Source organism: Telmatospirillum sp. J64-1, assembly GCF_006980715.1.
Classification (GTDB): Bacteria; Pseudomonadota; Alphaproteobacteria; order Rhodospirillales; family Magnetospirillaceae; genus Oleiliquidispirillum; species Oleiliquidispirillum nitrogeniifigens.
The window spans coordinates 18,499-35,205 of sequence record NZ_SBHN01000024.1; the positions used below are offsets into that span (position 1 = coordinate 18,499).

General features: G+C 66.0%; 16 protein-coding genes. 6 read left to right on the forward strand and 10 right to left on the reverse strand.

The genetic code is table 11. The features are described from left to right. Positions 1–49: 49 nt before the first annotated feature. The 3 genes from EPD66_RS19530 to EPD66_RS19540 are packed head-to-tail and all read left to right on the forward strand — an operon-like array spanning position 50 to position 2,558. Positions 50–577, forward strand: coding sequence for a TRAP transporter small permease subunit (locus tag EPD66_RS19530; RefSeq protein WP_255448595.1), 528 nt, complete (start codon positions 50–52; stop codon positions 575–577). Further along, positions 574–1,878: a TRAP transporter large permease gene (locus tag EPD66_RS19535; protein ID WP_142850204.1), complete on the forward strand. Its 1,305-nt coding sequence runs from the start codon at positions 574–576 to the stop codon at positions 1,876–1,878. The genes EPD66_RS19530 and EPD66_RS19535 overlap by 4 nt, the downstream gene beginning before the upstream one ends. Then, a complete protein-coding gene (locus EPD66_RS19540; RefSeq protein WP_142850205.1) occupies positions 1,875–2,558 on the forward strand; it encodes an aspartate/glutamate racemase family protein in 684 nt (227 codons plus the stop codon). The genes EPD66_RS19535 and EPD66_RS19540 overlap by 4 nt, the downstream gene beginning before the upstream one ends. Here the strand turns inward: EPD66_RS19540 and EPD66_RS19545 are convergent. The 10 genes from EPD66_RS19545 to EPD66_RS19590 form a co-directional block, all read right to left on the reverse strand. Next, positions 2,549–4,042: a sodium:solute symporter family protein gene (locus EPD66_RS19545; RefSeq protein WP_142850206.1), complete on the reverse strand. Its 1,494-nt coding sequence runs from the start codon at positions 4,040–4,042 to the stop codon at positions 2,549–2,551. The two genes, EPD66_RS19540 and EPD66_RS19545, sit on opposite strands and share 10 nt — an antisense overlap. After that, positions 4,039–4,221 carry a hypothetical protein gene (locus EPD66_RS19550; RefSeq protein ID WP_142850207.1) on the reverse strand — a complete coding sequence of 61 codons (183 nt, stop codon included), beginning with the start codon at positions 4,219–4,221 and terminating at the stop codon, positions 4,039–4,041. The genes EPD66_RS19545 and EPD66_RS19550 overlap by 4 nt, the downstream gene beginning before the upstream one ends. 316 nt (positions 4,222–4,537) lie before the next feature. Further along, complete coding sequence (locus tag EPD66_RS19555) at positions 4,538–5,224, reverse strand: HAD family hydrolase (RefSeq protein ID WP_142850208.1); 687 nt, start codon at positions 5,222–5,224, stop codon at positions 4,538–4,540. 40 nt (positions 5,225–5,264) lie between these two features. Beyond that, complete coding sequence (locus EPD66_RS19560; protein WP_255448591.1) at positions 5,265–6,158, reverse strand: ABC transporter permease; 894 nt, start codon at positions 6,156–6,158, stop codon at positions 5,265–5,267. A gap of 22 nt (positions 6,159–6,180) precedes the next feature. After that, complete coding sequence (locus tag EPD66_RS19565) at positions 6,181–7,119, reverse strand: ABC transporter permease (protein WP_142850210.1); 939 nt, start codon at positions 7,117–7,119, stop codon at positions 6,181–6,183. A 15-nt stretch (positions 7,120–7,134) separates the two neighbouring features. After that, a complete protein-coding gene (locus EPD66_RS19570) occupies positions 7,135–8,100 on the reverse strand; it encodes an ABC transporter ATP-binding protein (RefSeq protein WP_142850211.1) in 966 nt (321 codons plus the stop codon). Continuing rightward, positions 8,097–9,095 carry an ABC transporter ATP-binding protein gene (locus EPD66_RS19575; RefSeq protein ID WP_142850212.1) on the reverse strand — a complete coding sequence of 333 codons (999 nt, stop codon included), beginning with the start codon at positions 9,093–9,095 and terminating at the stop codon, positions 8,097–8,099. Before EPD66_RS19575 ends, EPD66_RS19570 begins: the two co-directional genes overlap by 4 nt. Positions 9,096–9,100: 5 nt before the next feature. Then, entirely contained in the window at positions 9,101–10,738 is a 1,638-nt protein-coding gene (locus EPD66_RS19580) for an ABC transporter substrate-binding protein (protein WP_142850213.1), read from the reverse strand. 50 nt (positions 10,739–10,788) lie between these two features. After that, positions 10,789–12,360 carry a phosphoric/sulfuric ester hydrolase PehA gene (gene pehA, locus EPD66_RS19585; RefSeq protein WP_142850214.1) on the reverse strand — a complete coding sequence of 524 codons (1,572 nt, stop codon included), beginning with the start codon at positions 12,358–12,360 and terminating at the stop codon, positions 10,789–10,791. A gap of 184 nt (positions 12,361–12,544) precedes the next feature. Further along, a complete protein-coding gene (locus EPD66_RS19590; RefSeq protein WP_142850215.1) occupies positions 12,545–13,303 on the reverse strand; it encodes a MurR/RpiR family transcriptional regulator in 759 nt (252 codons plus the stop codon). Between the two features lie 454 nt (positions 13,304–13,757). Here EPD66_RS19590 and EPD66_RS19595 point away from each other — a divergent pair, with 454 nt between their 5' ends. Genes EPD66_RS19595 through EPD66_RS19605 form a run of 3 tightly spaced genes read left to right on the forward strand, consistent with a single transcriptional unit; the run spans position 13,758 to position 16,647 of the window. After that, complete coding sequence (locus EPD66_RS19595; RefSeq protein WP_221931036.1) at positions 13,758–14,738, forward strand: TRAP transporter substrate-binding protein; 981 nt, start codon at positions 13,758–13,760, stop codon at positions 14,736–14,738. 55 nt (positions 14,739–14,793) lie between these two features. Continuing rightward, entirely contained in the window at positions 14,794–15,354 is a 561-nt protein-coding gene (locus tag EPD66_RS19600; RefSeq protein WP_142850216.1) for a TRAP transporter small permease, read from the forward strand. Positions 15,355–15,366: 12 nt separating this feature from the next. Beyond that, positions 15,367–16,647, forward strand: a complete 1,281-nt coding sequence (locus EPD66_RS19605) for a TRAP transporter large permease (RefSeq protein WP_142850217.1) — start codon at positions 15,367–15,369, stop codon at positions 16,645–16,647. Positions 16,648–16,707 lie beyond the last annotated feature (60 nt).

Sequence of the window (16,707 nt, forward strand, 5' to 3'; positions counted from 1 at the left end):
AAGAATAGTGAGAAGGTTTTCTCGGTTCGCAGGAATCGTGTTCGGCGTGATGATGATTTCTCTCTCCTTCGTGATTGCGGCGGAGACGATCCTGCGGAAGTTCTTCTCCTTCTCCTTCGGCGGGGTCGATGAACTAGGCGGCTATGCCGTCGCCATCGCCGCGCCCCTGGCCTTTACCGTGGCTGCGGTCGAGCAATCCCATATCCGCATCAACCTTCTGTACACGCGCCTGCCGGAAGGGGTGAAGGCCGCGCTCAATGCCCTGGCGGCGGTTTCGATGGGGATTCTGTCGCTCTATCTGCTGCATTTCACCCTCCGCACCGTCCGGGATACCCAGGCCTACCAGTCCATCGCCCAGACTCCCTGGGCGACACCGCTGATCTATCCGCAATCCATCTGGCTGGCGGCGATGGCCCTCTTCGCCGTCGCCGCCGTGATCCTGTCGGCAAAGGCCTGCTACCTGCTGCTGCGCCGGGACTGGACGGGCCTGAACCGCCGCTTCGGCCCCGGCTCGGTCGAGGAGGAGCTTCAGGTCGAGCTGGATGACCTGAAGAAGCGCGGGGAAGCGAAACAATGAGCATTCTTTTCGTGGGCATCGGCTTTCTCGCCATGCTGCTTCTCATGTTCCTGAGCGTGCCGGTCGCCGTCGTCATCGTCGCGGTGGGGGCGGTGGGCGGCTATCTCGTCTATGGGGCGCCGCTGGTCGATATGATGGGCGGCGTCATCTGGAGCAGCCTCAACAGTCCCTACATCCTCGCCATTCCCCTGTTCATGATGCTGGGCGAGCTGCTGCTGCGCGGCGGCATCGCCGACCGCATGTATGACGCGCTGGCGGTCTGGCTGGGACGGCTGCCGGGCGGCCTGTTGCACACCAATATCGCCACCTGCACCTTGTTCTCGGCGACGTCGGGCTCGTCGGTGGCGACGGCGGCGACGGTCGGCACCATCGCCCTGCCGGCGCTGGAGCAGCGCAACTATCCCCTCAAGCCCTCGCTGGGCACGCTGGCGGCGGGGGGAACGCTGGGCATCCTAATCCCGCCCAGCATCAACCTGCTGGTCTATGGCGCGCTGGCCAATACCTCGGTGGGGCAGCTGTTCGCCGCCGGCCTCATCCCCGGCCTGCTGCTGGCCTTCAGCTTCTCGGTCTATATCTTCCTTTTCGAGCGCGGGGCGGGACGGAATGGCGGCAAGGCCGCGGAAATTCCGCTTAGCGTCAAGTTGTCCTATCTGCGCTTCCTGGTCCCGCCCTTCATCATCTTCGGCGTGGTCATGGGCAGTATCTATGGCGGCCTTGCGACTCCCACCGAATCCGCCGCTTTGGGCGTGGTCATCGCGCTGGGCTTCGTGTGGTGGAGCGGGCGCCTGTCCCTCGACCTGCTGGTCACCTGCTCGTTGCAGGCGGCGCGGACCACCGGGATGGTGGTGATCGTCCTGGCCTGCGCCCTGCTGCTCAATGTCACGATTTCCATGCTGGGCGTCACCCAGGCCGTCACCCAATGGGTCGGCTCCTTCGGTTTCGACCGGCTGACCCTGCTGCTGGTGATGATCCTCTTCTACCTGATCCTGGGCGCCTTCATGGATGCGATGTCGATGCTGGTCCTGACCGTTCCCATCGCCGTGCCGATGATGGCGGCGGTGGGCGTCGATCCCATCTGGTTCGGCATTTTCATCGTGCTGATGTGCGAGATCGCCCTGATCACCCCGCCGGTCGGCATGAACCTTTTCGTGGTGCAAGGGGTGCGGCGGGACGGCGGCAGCTTCGCCGACGTGATCTGGGGATCGCTGCCTTACGTCTTTATCATGCTGGGCTTCACAATCCTGCTGATCATCTGGCCGCAGATCGTGATGTGGCTGCCCGACATGCTGGCGGGCCGATGATGAGGCCGCACTTCACGAGACGCCTGCTGGTCATCAATCCCAACACCAATCCCGCCGTTACCGGGCTGATCCGCGAGGCCGCGCGCGAAGCGGCGGCACCGGATGTCGAGATCCTCGCGGTCAACCCGGCGCAGGGGCCGTTCTCGATCGAGACGCGCCAGCACCGCGCGTCCGCCGTGCCCCAGGTCCTGTCCCTGATACGCCAGCAAAGTCACGGGAAAATCGATGGCTGCATCCTGGCCTGTTTCGACGATATCGCCGTCGCCGAAGCCCGCGAGATGCTGCGTGTGCCGGTGGTGGATCTGTGCGAGGCGGGAATCGCGGCAGCCCTTTCCCTGGGCAAGCGCTTCGCCGTCGTCACCACCTTCGATGGCGCCGTCCCGACCATCACCCGTCATATCGCCCGCTTCGGCGCCGCAGGCCAAGGCTGTGTGCGGGCCGCCGGTATCGGCGTGGCGGCGGCTGCGGCGCAATCGGCAGAGACGGAAGCGCTGCTGCTGGACACCATCGCGCGTGCCATCCGCGACGACGGTGCCGAGGCGATCCTGCTGGGCTCGGGCGGCTTGGCCGGTGCCGCGCCGAGGCTGGCCCGGCGCTTTTCCATCCCCGTCATCGACGGGGTGGCGGCGGCCATCTGGAAAGTGTCTTCCAGCGAGCCGGTTTTTCTTCCCTACCGTTGAGAAACAGGCGGGGCCGTTTTCCGCCCCGGGGCTCCGTTCCTGACGGTGCCGAGGAAGTCCTCGGCGACCTGGAGCGGGGCCCTGGTGGCGAGGCTGACGGCGACGAACAGGACGGTGGAGACGATGATCCCCCATACCCCGGCGGGCAGGCCGAGGAAGGAATTGCCGGTCATCTGGACGTAGAGGACGAACAGGCCGGTGCCGACGACGCTGGCCAGCACCCCGGCCGCCGTGCCGCCCTTCCAGTAGAAGGCGCCGATGGTCGCCGGAACGATCACCACCAGCCCCGCCGAGGCCGCCACGGACAGCACCGCGATCAGGTCGAGCTGCAATTGGGCGAAGGCCCAGGACAGGATGGCGATCGCCGGGATGACGACCTTGCCGACCCGCAATTGCAGCTTTTCCGTCGGTTCCTTGCTGAGATTGCCGTAGACGTCGCGGGCGAACATCGACGACAGGGTGAGCAGGATTGAGTCGATGGTCGAGATGGCCGCGGCCATGATCGCCACCATCACCACCACCCCCAGAACGGGCGGCACGAATTCCGACGACAACAGGGTCGGCGTCGCCATGTCGGCGCGTTCCAGCCCGGGGAAGGCGGCCAGGGCGGCGAAGCCCCACAGCACCGAGATCAGCGTGTAGAGGAAGCCGAAGACCAGGAAGCCCATCAGCATGGCGCGCATCGACCGCAGCGAGGACGGCATGAACAGGCGCTGGCTGACCTGGGGGTTGGACAGGCAGAAGAAGAACCAGGGAATGGTCAGGCCCAGGAAGGTCACGAAGCTGAACAGGCCCGGCCCCGGCACGCTCAGATGGCTTGGCTTCTCCGCCGCCAGGGTCTCGAACAGGCCGGTGAAGCCGCCCAGCTGGGCCAGCACCACGATCACCACCACGGAGGAGGCGATGATCATCAGCAATGCCTGCAGCGAATCGGTCCACATCACCGAGCGGATGCCGGCGATATAGGAAAAGACGATGGCGACGAAGGTCGCCAGCATGACGCCGGTGGTGAAGGGAATGGCGCCGTTGGTCATCCCGCTCATCAGATAGCCGATGCCGGTCAGCTGCACGGCGGCATAGGGAATCAGGAAGACGCAGCTGAACACGGCGACGACGACGGCGACCATCTTGCTGTCATAGCGGTGGCCCAGCATCTCGCTGGGCGTGACGAAGCCGTATTTCTTGCCCACCACCCAGAATTTGGGCCCGAAGATGGCGACCATGGAGACGCCGGCGAAATAGATGATCTCGAAGCCGAGCGCCCCGACGCCGCCGGCATAGGTCAGCCCGGCCAGTCCGACCATCATGAAGGCGCTGAAGGTCGTGGCGCTGTAGCTGAGGGACGAGACCAGCCCGTTCATCTTCCTGTTGCCGAGGAAATAGGCCGTCATGTCGAGCGCCCGGCCCTGGCGGGCGAGAAGGGCGACGGCGGTGGCGATGACCACATAGAGGCCGATGCCCCACCAGATCGCGGCCGCGCTCATTCCCCGTCCTCCCAGTGGCGGGTGAGATGGTGATTGGCGAAGATGACCAGCAGCCCGATCACGCTCCAGAACAGGAAGGCACCCCACCAGGCCTGGACGTCGCGCAGCAAAGTGTAGGGGACGAGATAACTGAGGATGATCAGGACACCCCAGAACAAGAGCCATTTGTTGACAGCCATGGACGACCCTTCTTCACATTGCGCTGGCGCTGTTTGTCGGGAACAGGGCTCGGAACGACTTGGACAGGGCTACTCGGCAGGGAAGGCCGGGCCGAATATCCTGAATGCAAATAATCGGAAAGACTTCGCCGAGTCCAGGGATTCGCCCAAGGCAATAGGCCGCCCGTGCAGAGAGGCAGGGGCGGCGGATTGTCTTAGTGTCATGATTTCAAAGAACTTTCGTCGCTCCCGCGAAAGCGGGAGCCCATGTCGGCTTCGGAAGGCGCAGCGGCAGCATGGATGCCCGCCGGTACGGGCATGACGGAAATGATTGATGTCAGGCCGAGGCCTGGAGGGCGGTCATGTCGGTATGGGTGGCGATGATGCGGTTCAGTTCGGCCATGTCGCGGAAGGTGGCGCTGACGCCCTGGCGCAGCAGCTTTTCTTCATGGCCGTCGCGGATATGGCTGGCGCCGCAATAGCCGAAGCAGGTCATTCCGGCCATGCGGGCGGCGATGGCGCCGAGCGGGCTGTCCTCGATCACCAGGCAGCGGGCGGGGGACACGCCGAACTGGGCGGCGGCGTGAAGGAACAGGTCGGGCGCCGGTTTGGGGCGGCTCACATGGTCGGCGCTGTAGACATGCCGTCCGAACAGGGAAGCGAGGCCGGTGACCGACAGGCTGTGGGCGATGCGGTGGACGGGGCTGTTCGAGGCGACGCAGACGGGGACGTCTAGGGCGGCGATGGCGTCGGCCACGCCCAGGCAGGGCGCCAGGGAGTGGGCGAACAATTCCTCCCGCCGCTGGCGGTAAAGGGTGAAGAAGGTCTCCGTGGGGCGGATGCCGTAATATTCCTCGACCCAGTCGCACATGGCGCCCTCGGACAGGCCGACCAGGGATGTCAGGATGTCCTCGGCGCTCATGGGGATGCCGCAGGCGGCGAAGGCCTCGGCCTCCGCCTCTGCCGACAGCACTTCGCTGTCCACCAGAACGCCGTCGCAGTCGAAAATAACCAGATCGAACATTATCGAGCCTTGGATAGAGAGAAGAACCGGGAAAGGGAAATCACCGCAGGGTCGGGTCCAGGCGGTCGCGCAGCCAGTCGCCGAGCAGGCTGACGGCCAGGGTGGTGAGGATGATGGTGATGGCCGGGGCCAGCATGATCCACGGCGCCGTCGTCAGGTATTCCCTGCCATAGCCGACCATGCTGCCCAGGCTGGTCTGCGGCGGCTGGACGCCGAGGCCGAGGAAGGACAGGCCGCTTTCCATCAGGATGATCTCGGGGAAGACGATGGTCATCGAGACGATCAGGGTGGAGGCGGTGTTGGGCAGGATGTGGCGGAAATAGACCCGCGCGGGCGAGGCGCCGAGCTGGCGCACGGCGGCGGCATAGCCCTGGCCGCTGGAGGACAGCGCCAGGCCGCGGGCGATGCGGGCATAGCGTTCCCAACCGAGCAGGCCCATCAGGCAGACGAACAGCACCAGCGAATTGCCGAAGAAGGCCAGCACCGCCAGGGCCAGGATCAGGAAGGGCAAGGCGGCCTGGAAGTCGGCCAGCATCAGGACGATTTGCTCGACGACGCCCCGGAAATGCGCCGCCAGGAAGCCCAGCGTGGTGCCCAGCACCGCCGACAGCACGGCCGCGCCGAAGGCGATCAGCAGCGAGACGCGGATCGAGACGATCAGGCGCGACAGCACGTCGCGGCCCAGTTCATCGGTGCCCAGCCAATGGCCGGGCGTGCCGGGCGGGGCCAGGCGGTTGCGTAGGTCGAGGGCGGTGATGCCGTAGGGCGCCAGGATATCGGCCAGCAGGGCGACCAACACCATCGCCACCACCCAGCCCCCGGCCAGCCAGACCGCCAGCGGCACCGGCGGACGGCTCGGGCGGAAGCTGCCGGCGGGATGGCTGGCTTCGGTGCTTTCGGACATCTGGTCCGGGGAAATGGGCGTGTCTTTCATCGCAAGGCTCCCTCCGGGCATCTCAATGTCCGCCCCGGGCGGCGGGGGCTTGGCGCAGGCGCGGGTCGAGCACGCCGTACAGCAGGTCGACGATCAGGTTGGCGGCGACCATGGTGGCGGCGACCAGCAGCAGGATGGTCTGCACCACGGCGAGGTCGCGGTTGGCCACGGCGGTCACCAGCATCCGGCCGATACCGGGCCACGAGAACACGCTTTCCACCACCACCGCCCCGGCGATCAGATTGCCGACCATGAAGCCGATGATGGTGACGGTGGGGATCATGGCATTGGGTAGGACATGCCCGACCACCACCCGCCGCCACGGCACGCCCTTGGCGCTGGCGGTGCGGACATAGGGCTGGTTCAGGACCTCCAGCATGGCGCTGCGGGTGAAGCGGGCCAGGATGGCGGCGCCGCCGATGCCCAGGGTCAGGACCGGCAGCACGGCATGCAGCAGGGTCTGGTTGCCGCCCGAGGGCAGCCAGCCCAGCTTCACCGCAAACAGCAGCACCAGCAGCAGGCTCAGCACGAAGCTGGGCACGGTGAAGCCGGCGATGGCGAGGACCATCACGGCGCGGTCGATGGCGCTGTCGCGGTGCAGGGCGGCATAGATGCCGGCGGGAATGCCCAGGCCGATCTTGATCAGCAGGGCCGGAACCGTCAGCGCCAGCGTCGCCGGCACCCGGTCCAGCACCATGTCCAGGGCCGGGCGGCCGTCGCGCATGGACATGCCCAGATCCCCCTGCGCCAGGGCGCCGAAATAGGCGAAATACTGGACCCAGATCGGCTCGTCGAGGCCCCAGGAGGCGCGGAAGGCGGCGATGGCTTCCGGCGATGCCTCGGCGCCCATGATCAGCATGGCGGGGTCGCCGGACAGGCGCAGCACCACGAAGGCGAAGGTGACGACCAGGACGATGGTCAGCGCCGCCCGGCCGAGTCGCAGGGAGAGAAAGCGCAGCATGGGCAGGGGACTCCGTTACTGGCGGGAGACGAGATGGCAGGCAACCCGCCTTGTCCCGTCCACGGGCGTCAGGGACGGCAGGCTGTCCCGGCAGCGGGCCTCGGCGACCGGGCAGCGCGGATGGAAGGCGCAGCCGGAGGGGCGGTCGGCGGGATTGGGCGGATCGCCCTGCAACGGCTGCCGACGGATCTTGCCCCGCCCCGGTTCCGGCGAGGCGGCGACCAGGGCCTGGGTATAGGGGTGGAGCGGCGCCTGGAAGAGGTCTTCGGCCGTCCCTTCCTCGACGATGCGGCCGAGATAGATGACGGCGATGCGGTGGCTGATCTGCCGCACCACGCGCAGGTCGTGGCTGATGAACAGCATGCCGATGCCCAGGTTGTCCTGCAGCTTCTGCAACAGGGTCACCACCTGGGCCTGGATCGAGACGTCCAGGGCCGAGACCGGCTCGTCGCAGACCAGCAGGCGCGGCTCGGTCGCCAAAGCGCGGGCGATGACGGCGCGCTGGCGCTGGCCGCCCGAGAGTTCATGGGGATAGCGCGCGGCATGGACCGGGCTCAGCCCCACCAGGGACAGCAGGGACAGGGCGCGTTCGTCCCGTTCTTCCCGTGCGCCGATATCGTGGATGTCGAGCGGTTCCCGCACCTGCACGCCGATGGTCAGGCGGCGGTCGAGGGCGGCGAGCGGGTCCTGGAAGATCATCTGCATGCGGGTGCGCTGGCGCCGCCAGGCGGGCGAACCGGTGGGCGGCAGGGGTTCGCCCTCGAAACGAACCTCGCCCGCATCCAGCGGTTCCAGCCCCAGCACCATCCGCCCGGTGGTGGACTTGCCGGAGCCGGATTCGCCGACGAAGCCCAAGGTTTCGCCCGGCGCGACGCTAAGATCGACGCCGTCCACCGCATGGATGTCGAGGACGCGGCCGAACAGGCCCTGGCGCATCCGATAGGTCCGGCCGAGATTGCGGGCGTCCAGCAGGGCGCTCACGCGGCGTCTCCGGTCATGCGGCCGCTCGTGCCGCTTGCCGCGGGCGAGGCGGTATCGTTCAGGCAGTTGACGCGGCGGCCCCGCCCGGCCTCGCGCAGCCGGGGCTGGGTGCTGCGGCAGGCATTGATCCGGCGGGGGCAGCGCGGCCCGAAGGCGCAGCCGGGCGGCAGGGCGCGCATGTCGGGCACCGTGCCCGGAATGGGATCGAGCGGCTGGCGCGGCCCGGTCAGGCGCGGCAGGGCGCGCAGCAATCCCTCGGCATAGGGGTGGAGGGGACGGGCGAAGAGGTCGTCGGAAGGGGCTTCCTCGACGATCTGCCCGGCATACATCACCGCCACGCGGTCGCAATGCTCCGCCACCAGCCCGAGATCGTGGCTGATGAGCACCAGGGCCATGTTGCGCTCGCGCCGCAGTTGGCCCAGCAGGTCGAGGATCTGCACCTGGATGGTGGCGTCCAGGGCGGTGGTCGGCTCGTCGGCGATCAGCAGGTCCGGATTGCCCGCCAGGGCCATGGCGATCATCACCCGCTGGTTCTGCCCGCCCGACAATTCATGCGGATAGGCGTTCAGGCGGCGGGCGGCGTCGGGAATGCCGACGATATCGAGTAGCCGCTTCGCTTCCGCGCGGGCGGCCTCGCCGGTCAATCCCTGATGCAGGCGCAGCGCCTCGGCCAATTGGCGGCCGATGCGCAGCACCGGGTTGAGGGCGCTGGCAGGATCCTGGAAGATCATGCCGATGCGCCCGCCCCGGATATCGTCAAGAAGGGCGGGCGGCGCCCCGATCAGTTCCGTGCCGCCGATGCGGGCGCTGCCTTCGACCCGTGCCTTGCGCGGCAGCAGGCCGAGGGCGGCGAGCCAGGTGATCGACTTGCCGCATCCGGATTCGCCGACCATGCCCAGCGCCTCGCCGGGCGCGATGTCGAGGGAAAGGCCACGCAAGGTGGCCACCCCATCGAACGCGACCCGCAGGTCACGCAGGGAAAGCAGCGCCGCCATCGCCGTCAGCCCCAGTTGCCGGCGCGGAAGTCCACGGCGAAGGCCGGGGCCGCCTTCCACTTCAGCGCCTTGGGCTTGGCGGTGAAGGTGGCGTTCTGGTGCAGCACCGTATAGGCCGGATCCTCGCGTTCGCAGATTTCCATCATGCGGCGGAAGGCCTTCTTGCGTTCGGCGTGGTCGGTGGAGGTTTCGAGCACGGCGGCCAGCAGGTTGGCTTCCTTGTTCTCCCACTCACCGACCTGCTGCTGCTGGCCGTTGGGGCCGTGCTGGTTGACGATCGAGGAGACCGGATCGCTGAAGGGGGCGGAATTGGACCAGTCGCGGACCGCGCGGGTGGGCGAACGTTCCAGGATCTGCGACCAGTTCTCCTTCATCTCGATCTGGACGTTGAGGCCGACCTGGCGCCACATCTCGACCAGCACCTGCGCCGTCGGGACCTGGGCGGTGTAGTAGTTGTTGAGCAGGCGATAGGGGATCGGCTCGCCCTTGTATCCGGCCTGCTTGACCATGTCGGCGGCAAGCTTGGGATCGAAGGCCGGAACGTCCCAGTCCGAGACGAACATGTCGCCGTAGTAATCCCATTGCAGCCCCTTCGGCACCACGGTCCGGCCCGCCCACAGGGCGTCGACGATGGCCTGGCGGTCGATGGCATGGGTCATGGCGCGGCGGATCAGCGGGTTTTCGAGCTGCGGGTGATGCTTGTCGAAAACGATCAGGCGGTGGTTGAGGATGGTGCCGCCCTGGACCTCGAAGGCGGGATTGGCTTCGATCTCGGCGATCTGGTCCGGCGGGATGTCGCAGGCGAACTGGTATTCGCCCGACAGCAGGCCGGCGATACGGCTGGGGACTTCGCTGACCGCGACGAAGCGGATCCGCTTGAGCGGCGGGCGGCCGCCCCAGTATTCGTCATGGGCTTCCAGCGTCAGCGAGGTGTCGGGCACCATCTCCACCACCTTGTAGGGGCCGGTGGTGATCGGCTTGCGCGCCCAGTCGAGATAGCTGTTGGCCTCTTCCCAGCCCCGGCGGCTCATGATTTCCGAACCGTAGCGGGCGATGCGGCCTTCCAGGGTGACGTCGGGCGAGGCGTTGACGAAGCGGACGGTGTATTTGTCCACCGCCTCGACGCGCACCAGGTCGGGCCAGTTGCGGCGGGCGACGGCGGGCACCTCGGGGGGCAGTTCCATGCCCGCGCGGGGCTGCGGGATGCCGTCGCCGGAGACGGAGACGGTGGTGCGGTTGGCCGGTTCGGTGGTGCCGAAGGCGCGTTCGCGGCTGAAGCTGAAGACCACATCCTCGGCGGTCAGTTCATCACCGTTGTGGAACTTGACGCCCTGGCGCAGGGTCAGTTCGACTGTCTTGTCGTCGATGCGCCGCCATTCGGTGGCGAGCAGCGGAACGGGCTCCAGCTTGTTGCCCCAGTTGCGGCCGATCAGACCTTCCCACAGCGAGGAGAAGAACACCCGCTCGCCCACATTGGACTGCTCGCGCAGGACGTCCAGCGTGTTGGTGTTGGTGATCTTCTGGACGGCGATGGTGATCGAGGGGCGGGGATCGGCGGAAGCGAGGGCGAAGCGCGGCAGCAGCAGGGTGCCGCCGGCGGCACCGGCGACGCCCAGGAAGGAACGGCGGGACAAGTCGAGCATGGTTGATCTCCGCATACGGGAAGACGGAAGACGAAAAACGGTGGAGCAAATCAGCGGGTGCGGGCGAGCAGGGCCTCGCTGGCGGTGACCCGCTTTTCCAGGCCGCGCGGCGTGGCGCGGTAATGGGTCAGCGTCCGTTCGGCATGGCGCAGGCGCCAGGACAGCGCCTTCTGGGCGTAGTCCTTGACGAGACCGGCATAGGCCGGGTCCTCGGCCAGGTTGGTGAACTGGTGGGGATCGTCGCGCAGGTCGAAGAACAGCGGCGGCAGCGCGGCGAAATGGACGTATTTGTAGCGTTCGTCCTGCACGACGCAGAGGCTGGCCTCGTCCATGCTCACGCCCGTGCCGGTCTCGGCGGCGGAATAATGGATGTCGCGGAAGTCGTATTCGTAATGCAGCTCGGTGCGCCAGTCGGCGGGGCGTTGGCCGTGCAGCAGCGGCAGCAGCGAGCGGCCGTCGCAGGCGCGCGGGACCTCGCCGCCCAGCCAGTCCAGGATCGTCGGCATGATATCGACGCTTTCGGTGAAGGCGCTTTCCACCGCACCGGCGCGGGCGTCGTTGCCCGGCATCTTGATCACCAGCGGGATGCGGAAGCTCTCGTCGAAATAGCCGATCTTGCCCAGCAGGTAGTGGTCGCCCAGCTGTTCGGCATGGTCGCTGGTGAAGATGATCAGGGTATCGTCCCACTGGCCGGTCTCGTCGAGATGGGCGAAGACCTTGCCCAGGCCGTCATCGACTTCGCGCATCAGGCCGCAATAGGTGGCGCGCATCTGGCGGATGGCGGCTTCGTCCATGGCGGCGCCGGAGCCTTCGGCACCTTGGAAGAAGGAGCCCTGGCGGATGTTGTCGATGTAGAAGCGCAGCAGCGGATGCTGGGCGGCCTCGGAATCCGGCGTCTCGGCGCGGATCGGGGCGGGCATGTCCTCGGGGCGATAGAGGGCGTGATAGGGCGCCGAGGCGACGAAGGGCGGATGCGGCCGCCAATAGCCGAGATGCAGGAAGAAGGGGTTGCCCCGCTTGCCGTGCAGATAGCGCAGGGCGCAATCGGTGAAATAGCTGGTGTCGGACAATTCGCGCGGGATGCGGGCGGGGCGGTCGGTGGCGCCGGGAATGGAGTCCTCGCCCTCGGGCAGCCAGATATCGGTGCGTTCCGGCGGCAGGGGGTAGCCCTGGCCTGCGACCCAGCCGAAATAGCCTTCCATGTCCGGCTCGAAGGAGCCGACCGAGCGGAAGCCTTCCATGATGTCGCCGAGTTGCAGGAAGCGCGGATCGTTGACGCTGGTGGCGCGCGGATCGGGTGTGGTGGTGGTGTAGCCGATCAGGGCCGGGTCATAGCCGACTTCGCGCAGCGCCATGCCGAGGGTGAAATGGCGGCTGTCCAACGGCACGGTGTTCTGCACCGCCCGGTGGTTCATCATGTACAGCCCGGTCAGCAGGCTGGCCCGCGCCGGGCCGCAGGGCACCGCCGTGGTGACATGGTTGCGGAAGGTCACGCCCTCGCGGCACAGGCGGTCGAGATTGGGCGTCTCGAGGAAGGGCTCGCGCCCTTGCCGGCGCATCAGATGGGGGATGAAATCCGCCCGCCATTGGTCCACGACGATGAGAAGGACATTCTTGCGCATGCTGTCTCGGTCCTGAGCAGGAGAGGCGATGGTGTGGAGATTTTCTCCATATTGACCCGTGCCTGTGGCCGGGGTGGCGCCGCGTCGCTGCTATAGGTGCCAAGAAAAAGGCAAGGCGTAAAAAGAAGGAATCGTGAAATCTGGGCGGGCTATGCGGAAAGTAAGGGTGAAAAACTCCGAATTCTTATGACCGTGCGATGGCCGAGGCCAGGGTCTCCACCACCAGCAGCTTGGCGAAGGCCGCGCCGAGCTGTCCGTTCACCGGCGGCGGATCGACCGGCACGGTGATCAAGGCGAGGTCGCAGCGGCGGGCCAGCGGGCTGGCGGCGCGGCTGGTCACGGCGGCGGTATAGACGCCTGCGGATTTGGCGGCCTGCTGGAATTGCAGGGTGGCCGGGGTCACACCGGTCTCCGACACCGCGATGGCGGTGCAGCCCGAATCCAGCCCGACCATGATCTCGTGGGCCAGCAAGGGGTCCTGATAAGCCTGGGCGACCAGTCCCAGGCGCTGCAGGCGGTAGGACAGCATACTGGCGACCATGCCGGAGATGCCGCCGCCGAAGATGTCGATGCGGCGGCTGGTCTTCAGGCGCTGCGCCAGGGCCTCGACGGTGGCGGGGTCGAGGCCCTGTGCCGTCGCCGTCATGGAGGCGGTAAGCTGCGCCGCCAAAGCGCTGCCCTGCTGGCGGGGGGCGAGCGCATCGGCCTGGCGGTGGGCCAGGTCGGCGGCCAGGTTCAGCTTGAAATCGGCGAAGCCCCGATAGCCGAGCAGGCGGCAGAAGCGGATGACGCTGGCTTGGCCGCTTTGGGAAAAGGCGGCGACTTCGTCCAGCGACGAACGCAGCACCTTGTCGGGATTGTCCAGCACGTATTTCCCGATGCGCGACAGGGCCTCGGGCATGTCCTCGATGGCGGCCCGGATGCGGATAAGCGCGGTGGTCATAAAATTCTCTCTAGCACGGCGTCGGCGGTCGGAGGCGGTGCGGGCGCCACCGGTTTCCTCGGCCAGAATGGCCGATAAGGAACATTACGCAACAAAATTAGATCTTTTTTGTGTTACCACCGATAGCTTGCGGCGCGGGGATATTCGCCTGCGCCTAACCCCGGGTGGAGGAATGGCGGCGGATTCTCAAGGCGGGGAAGAGGATCGCAACTTCAGGATTATGGCCTAGCGCCTTCCTGCAAGGGACGCGCGGGGAGTCCCGGCTGGGTAATTTTATTTCAACGGCTTGCGGCTGGCGGCAGCATTCGGTGGGAATGGTTCCATTGCCTTGGATTTTTCTATCTGGTATATTAGTATATGTGACGCTGGCCTGCCGTTCCGGCCATTGCAGTGCGCAAGACGCTCTTAGCAGTCCCTCCTGCCGGGAGCAACAGAACCAACGAAGAGGAAAACCATGAAAGCAGTGATGAAGCTGGTCGCAACCGCAGCCGTGGGGATCATGGCCACTGTCGGTGCTGCGCAGGCCCAGCAGGTAACCTTCCGTTCCTCCGACACCCATCCCGCCGACTATCCGACCGTCCAGGCCGTCGAATTTATGTCCGAAATCCTGAAGAAGGAAACGGACGGCCGCCTGAGCATCCAGGTCTTCCATTCCGGCCAGTTGGGTGAGGAGCGGGATACCGTCCAGCAGACGCAGTTCGGTGTGATCGACATGCTGCGCGTCAATCTGGCGCTGCTGAACAACATCGCCCCGATCACCCGCGTGCCCGGCCTGCCCTTCCTGTTCCGCTCGGAAGAGCACATGTACAAGGTGATGGACGGCGAGATCGGGCAGGAAATCATGAAGGCGCTGGAGCCGCATGGTCTGGTCGGCCTGGCCTATTACGATTCCGGCACGCGCAACTTCTACAATTCCCGCCGTCCCGTGCGCACGCTGGAAGACATGAAGGGCCTGAAGATCCGCGTCCAGCAGTCGGACCTGTTCATCGACACCATGCGGGCCCTGGGCGCTAACCCGACGCCGATGCCCTTCGGCGAAGTCTATAGCGGCCTGCAGACCGGCGTGATCGACGGCGCCGAGAACAACTGGCCCAGCTATCACAGCACCCGCCATTTCGAGGTCTCCAAGTATTACTCGCTGTCCGGCCACACCATGGCGCCGGAAATCCTGGTGATGTCCAAGCGCAGCTGGGACAAGCTGTCGGCCGAGGACCAGGAACTGGTCCGCAAGGCTGCCCAGGAATCGGTCGCCAAGATGCGCGAGCTGTGGAAGGAGCGTGAAGCCCAGTCCCGTGAAGCGGTCATCGCCGCCGGTGCGGAAATCCATGAAGTGGACATGGATGCCTTCATGAAGGCGGTCGAGCCGGTCTATGCCAAGCATGTCACCGACCCGCAGATGCAGGACATGGTTGAGCGCATCCGCGCTGTGCAATAACGCCATGTGTGCCGCGCCGGCTTGCCGGCGCGGCTTTTTCATTTAGAGAAGTAGCATGAAATCTCTGCTCCACTTCCTGACCCGTCTGCTCGATGTGGTCAGCCGGCTGGCCTTGTGGATCGGTGCGACGGGCTTGTTCCTGATGACCGCCGCCGTCGCTTGGCAGGTCTGGGGGCGTTTCGTCCTCAATGACACCCCTTCATGGACGGAACCCGTTTCCCTGTTCCTGATGCTCTGGTTCATTCTGCTGGTCGCTGCGGTCGGAGTGCGCGAGCGGTTTCACCTTGGTCTGGACCTGTTCCGCGACATCGTGCCCGAGCCGGTGCGCGTGGCCATGGACCTTTTCAGCTTCGTCATCGTCGGCGTGTTCGGCGGTACGATGGCCTATTACGGCATGGATCTGGTGCGCGGAACCTGGGCCGCGACCATTCCCGTCCTCAACATTCCCGAAGGCACGTCCTATCTGGCGCTGGTCTTCTCGGGCGTCCTGATCGTGCTGTTCTCGATCGAGCGGGTCCTGGTCCTGCTGGTCGAACGCCGGGCACAGGCCGGTGCCGAAGCCCTGGCCCAGGCGCATGCCGATGCCGCCCTCAAGCTTTCCCAGCAGACTAAGTAAGGACTTCGCATCATGGAACTGACGGTCCTTTTCGGCACCTTCGCCGTGCTGCTGGTGCTGGGCGTGCCGATTGCCTTCGTCCTCGCCATTTCCTCCCTGGCGACCATCCTCTACATGGGCCTGCCGCCGCTGATCGTTTTTCAGCGCATGTCCTCGGGCATGAACGCTTTCGCCCTGATGGCGATTCCCTTCTTCATCTATGCCGGCGAGTTGATGCTGCGCGGCGCCATCGCGGAAAAGCTGGTCCGGCTGGCGGCGGCGATGATCGGCCATCTGCGCGGCGGGCTGGGGCTGGTCAACGTCACCGCCTCGACCATGTTCGGCGGCGTTTCCGGCTCGGCCGTGGCCGATGCCTCGGCGGTCGGCGGGCTGATGATCCCGCAGATGAAGAAGCGCGGCTATGACGTGGATTATTCCGTCAACGTGACGGTGACCTCGGGCATCATCGCCCTGATGATCCCGCCCAGCCACAACCTGATCATCTATTCGATCTCGGCGGGCGGCATGATCTCGATCGCCGACCTGTTCACCGCCGGTATCCTGCCCGGCCTGCTGCTGGCGGTCATGCTGATGGTCGCGGCCTATTGGGTGGCCCGCAAGCGCGGCTATCCGGCCGAGGCCTTCCCCGGCTGGGCGATGCTGGGGCGCATCTTCGTCGCGGCGGTGCCCGGCCTGCTCCTGATCGCCATCATCGTCGGCGGCGTGCGCTCGGGTATCTTCACCGCGACCGAAAGCTCGATGATCGCGGTGGTCTACGCCCTGCTGATCACCCTGCTGGTCTATCGCAGCCTGAGCTGGAGCGACTTCGTCATCGCCACCACGGGGGCCGCGAAGACCACCGCCATGGTGCTGCTGGTCATCGGTTCGGCGGCGTCCTTCGGCTGGCTGCTGGCGCTGTTGCAGGTGCCCACGGCGATGGTCGAGCTGATGCAGTCGGTCAGCGACAATCCCCTGATCATCTTCCTGCTGATCAACCTGCTGCTGCTGGTGCTTGGCTGCTTCATGGACATGTCGCCGCTGATCATCATCACCACGCCGATCTTCCTGCCGGTCATCACCTATTTCGGCATGGATCCGGTGCATTTCGGCATCGTGCTGATCCTCAACCTCGGGATCGGTCTGGCGACGCCGCCGGTGGGATCGCTGCTCTTCGTCGGCTGCGCCGTCGGCAAGATACCGATCATGCAGGCGGTGCGGACCATCTGGCCCTTCTACCTGGCCTGCATCGTCACCCTGCTTCTGGTGACTTATATCCCGGAAATCTCGCTCTTCCTGCCGCGTGTCCTGGGATAAGCGGCTCTCTCCCACCTCGACCCGGCTGCCGTAAGGCAGCCGGGTCTTTTTTTGCCCGCT

Coding starts and splice junctions, on each gene's coding strand:
- EPD66_RS19530 (WP_255448595.1), top strand. CDS start 50: ATGATGATTTCTCTCTCCTTCGTGATTGCGGCGGAGACGATCCTGCGG.
- EPD66_RS19535 (WP_142850204.1), top strand. CDS start 574: ATGAGCATTCTTTTCGTGGGCATCGGCTTTCTCGCCATGCTGCTTCTC.
- EPD66_RS19540 (WP_142850205.1), top strand. CDS start 1,875: ATGATGAGGCCGCACTTCACGAGACGCCTGCTGGTCATCAATCCCAAC.
- EPD66_RS19545 (WP_142850206.1), bottom strand. CDS start 4,042: ATGAGCGCGGCCGCGATCTGGTGGGGCATCGGCCTCTATGTGGTCATC.
- EPD66_RS19550 (WP_142850207.1), bottom strand. CDS start 4,221: ATGGCTGTCAACAAATGGCTCTTGTTCTGGGGTGTCCTGATCATCCTC.
- EPD66_RS19555 (WP_142850208.1), bottom strand. CDS start 5,224: ATGTTCGATCTGGTTATTTTCGACTGCGACGGCGTTCTGGTGGACAGC.
- EPD66_RS19560 (WP_255448591.1), bottom strand. CDS start 6,158: ATGAAAGACACGCCCATTTCCCCGGACCAGATGTCCGAAAGCACCGAA.
- EPD66_RS19565 (WP_142850210.1), bottom strand. CDS start 7,119: ATGCTGCGCTTTCTCTCCCTGCGACTCGGCCGGGCGGCGCTGACCATC.
- EPD66_RS19575 (WP_142850212.1), bottom strand. CDS start 9,095: ATGGCGGCGCTGCTTTCCCTGCGTGACCTGCGGGTCGCGTTCGATGGG.
- EPD66_RS19580 (WP_142850213.1), bottom strand. CDS start 10,738: ATGCTCGACTTGTCCCGCCGTTCCTTCCTGGGCGTCGCCGGTGCCGCC.
- pehA (WP_142850214.1), bottom strand. CDS start 12,360: ATGCGCAAGAATGTCCTTCTCATCGTCGTGGACCAATGGCGGGCGGAT.
- EPD66_RS19590 (WP_142850215.1), bottom strand. CDS start 13,303: ATGACCACCGCGCTTATCCGCATCCGGGCCGCCATCGAGGACATGCCC.
- EPD66_RS19595 (WP_221931036.1), top strand. CDS start 13,758: ATGAAAGCAGTGATGAAGCTGGTCGCAACCGCAGCCGTGGGGATCATG.
- EPD66_RS19600 (WP_142850216.1), top strand. CDS start 14,794: ATGAAATCTCTGCTCCACTTCCTGACCCGTCTGCTCGATGTGGTCAGC.
- EPD66_RS19605 (WP_142850217.1), top strand. CDS start 15,367: ATGGAACTGACGGTCCTTTTCGGCACCTTCGCCGTGCTGCTGGTGCTG.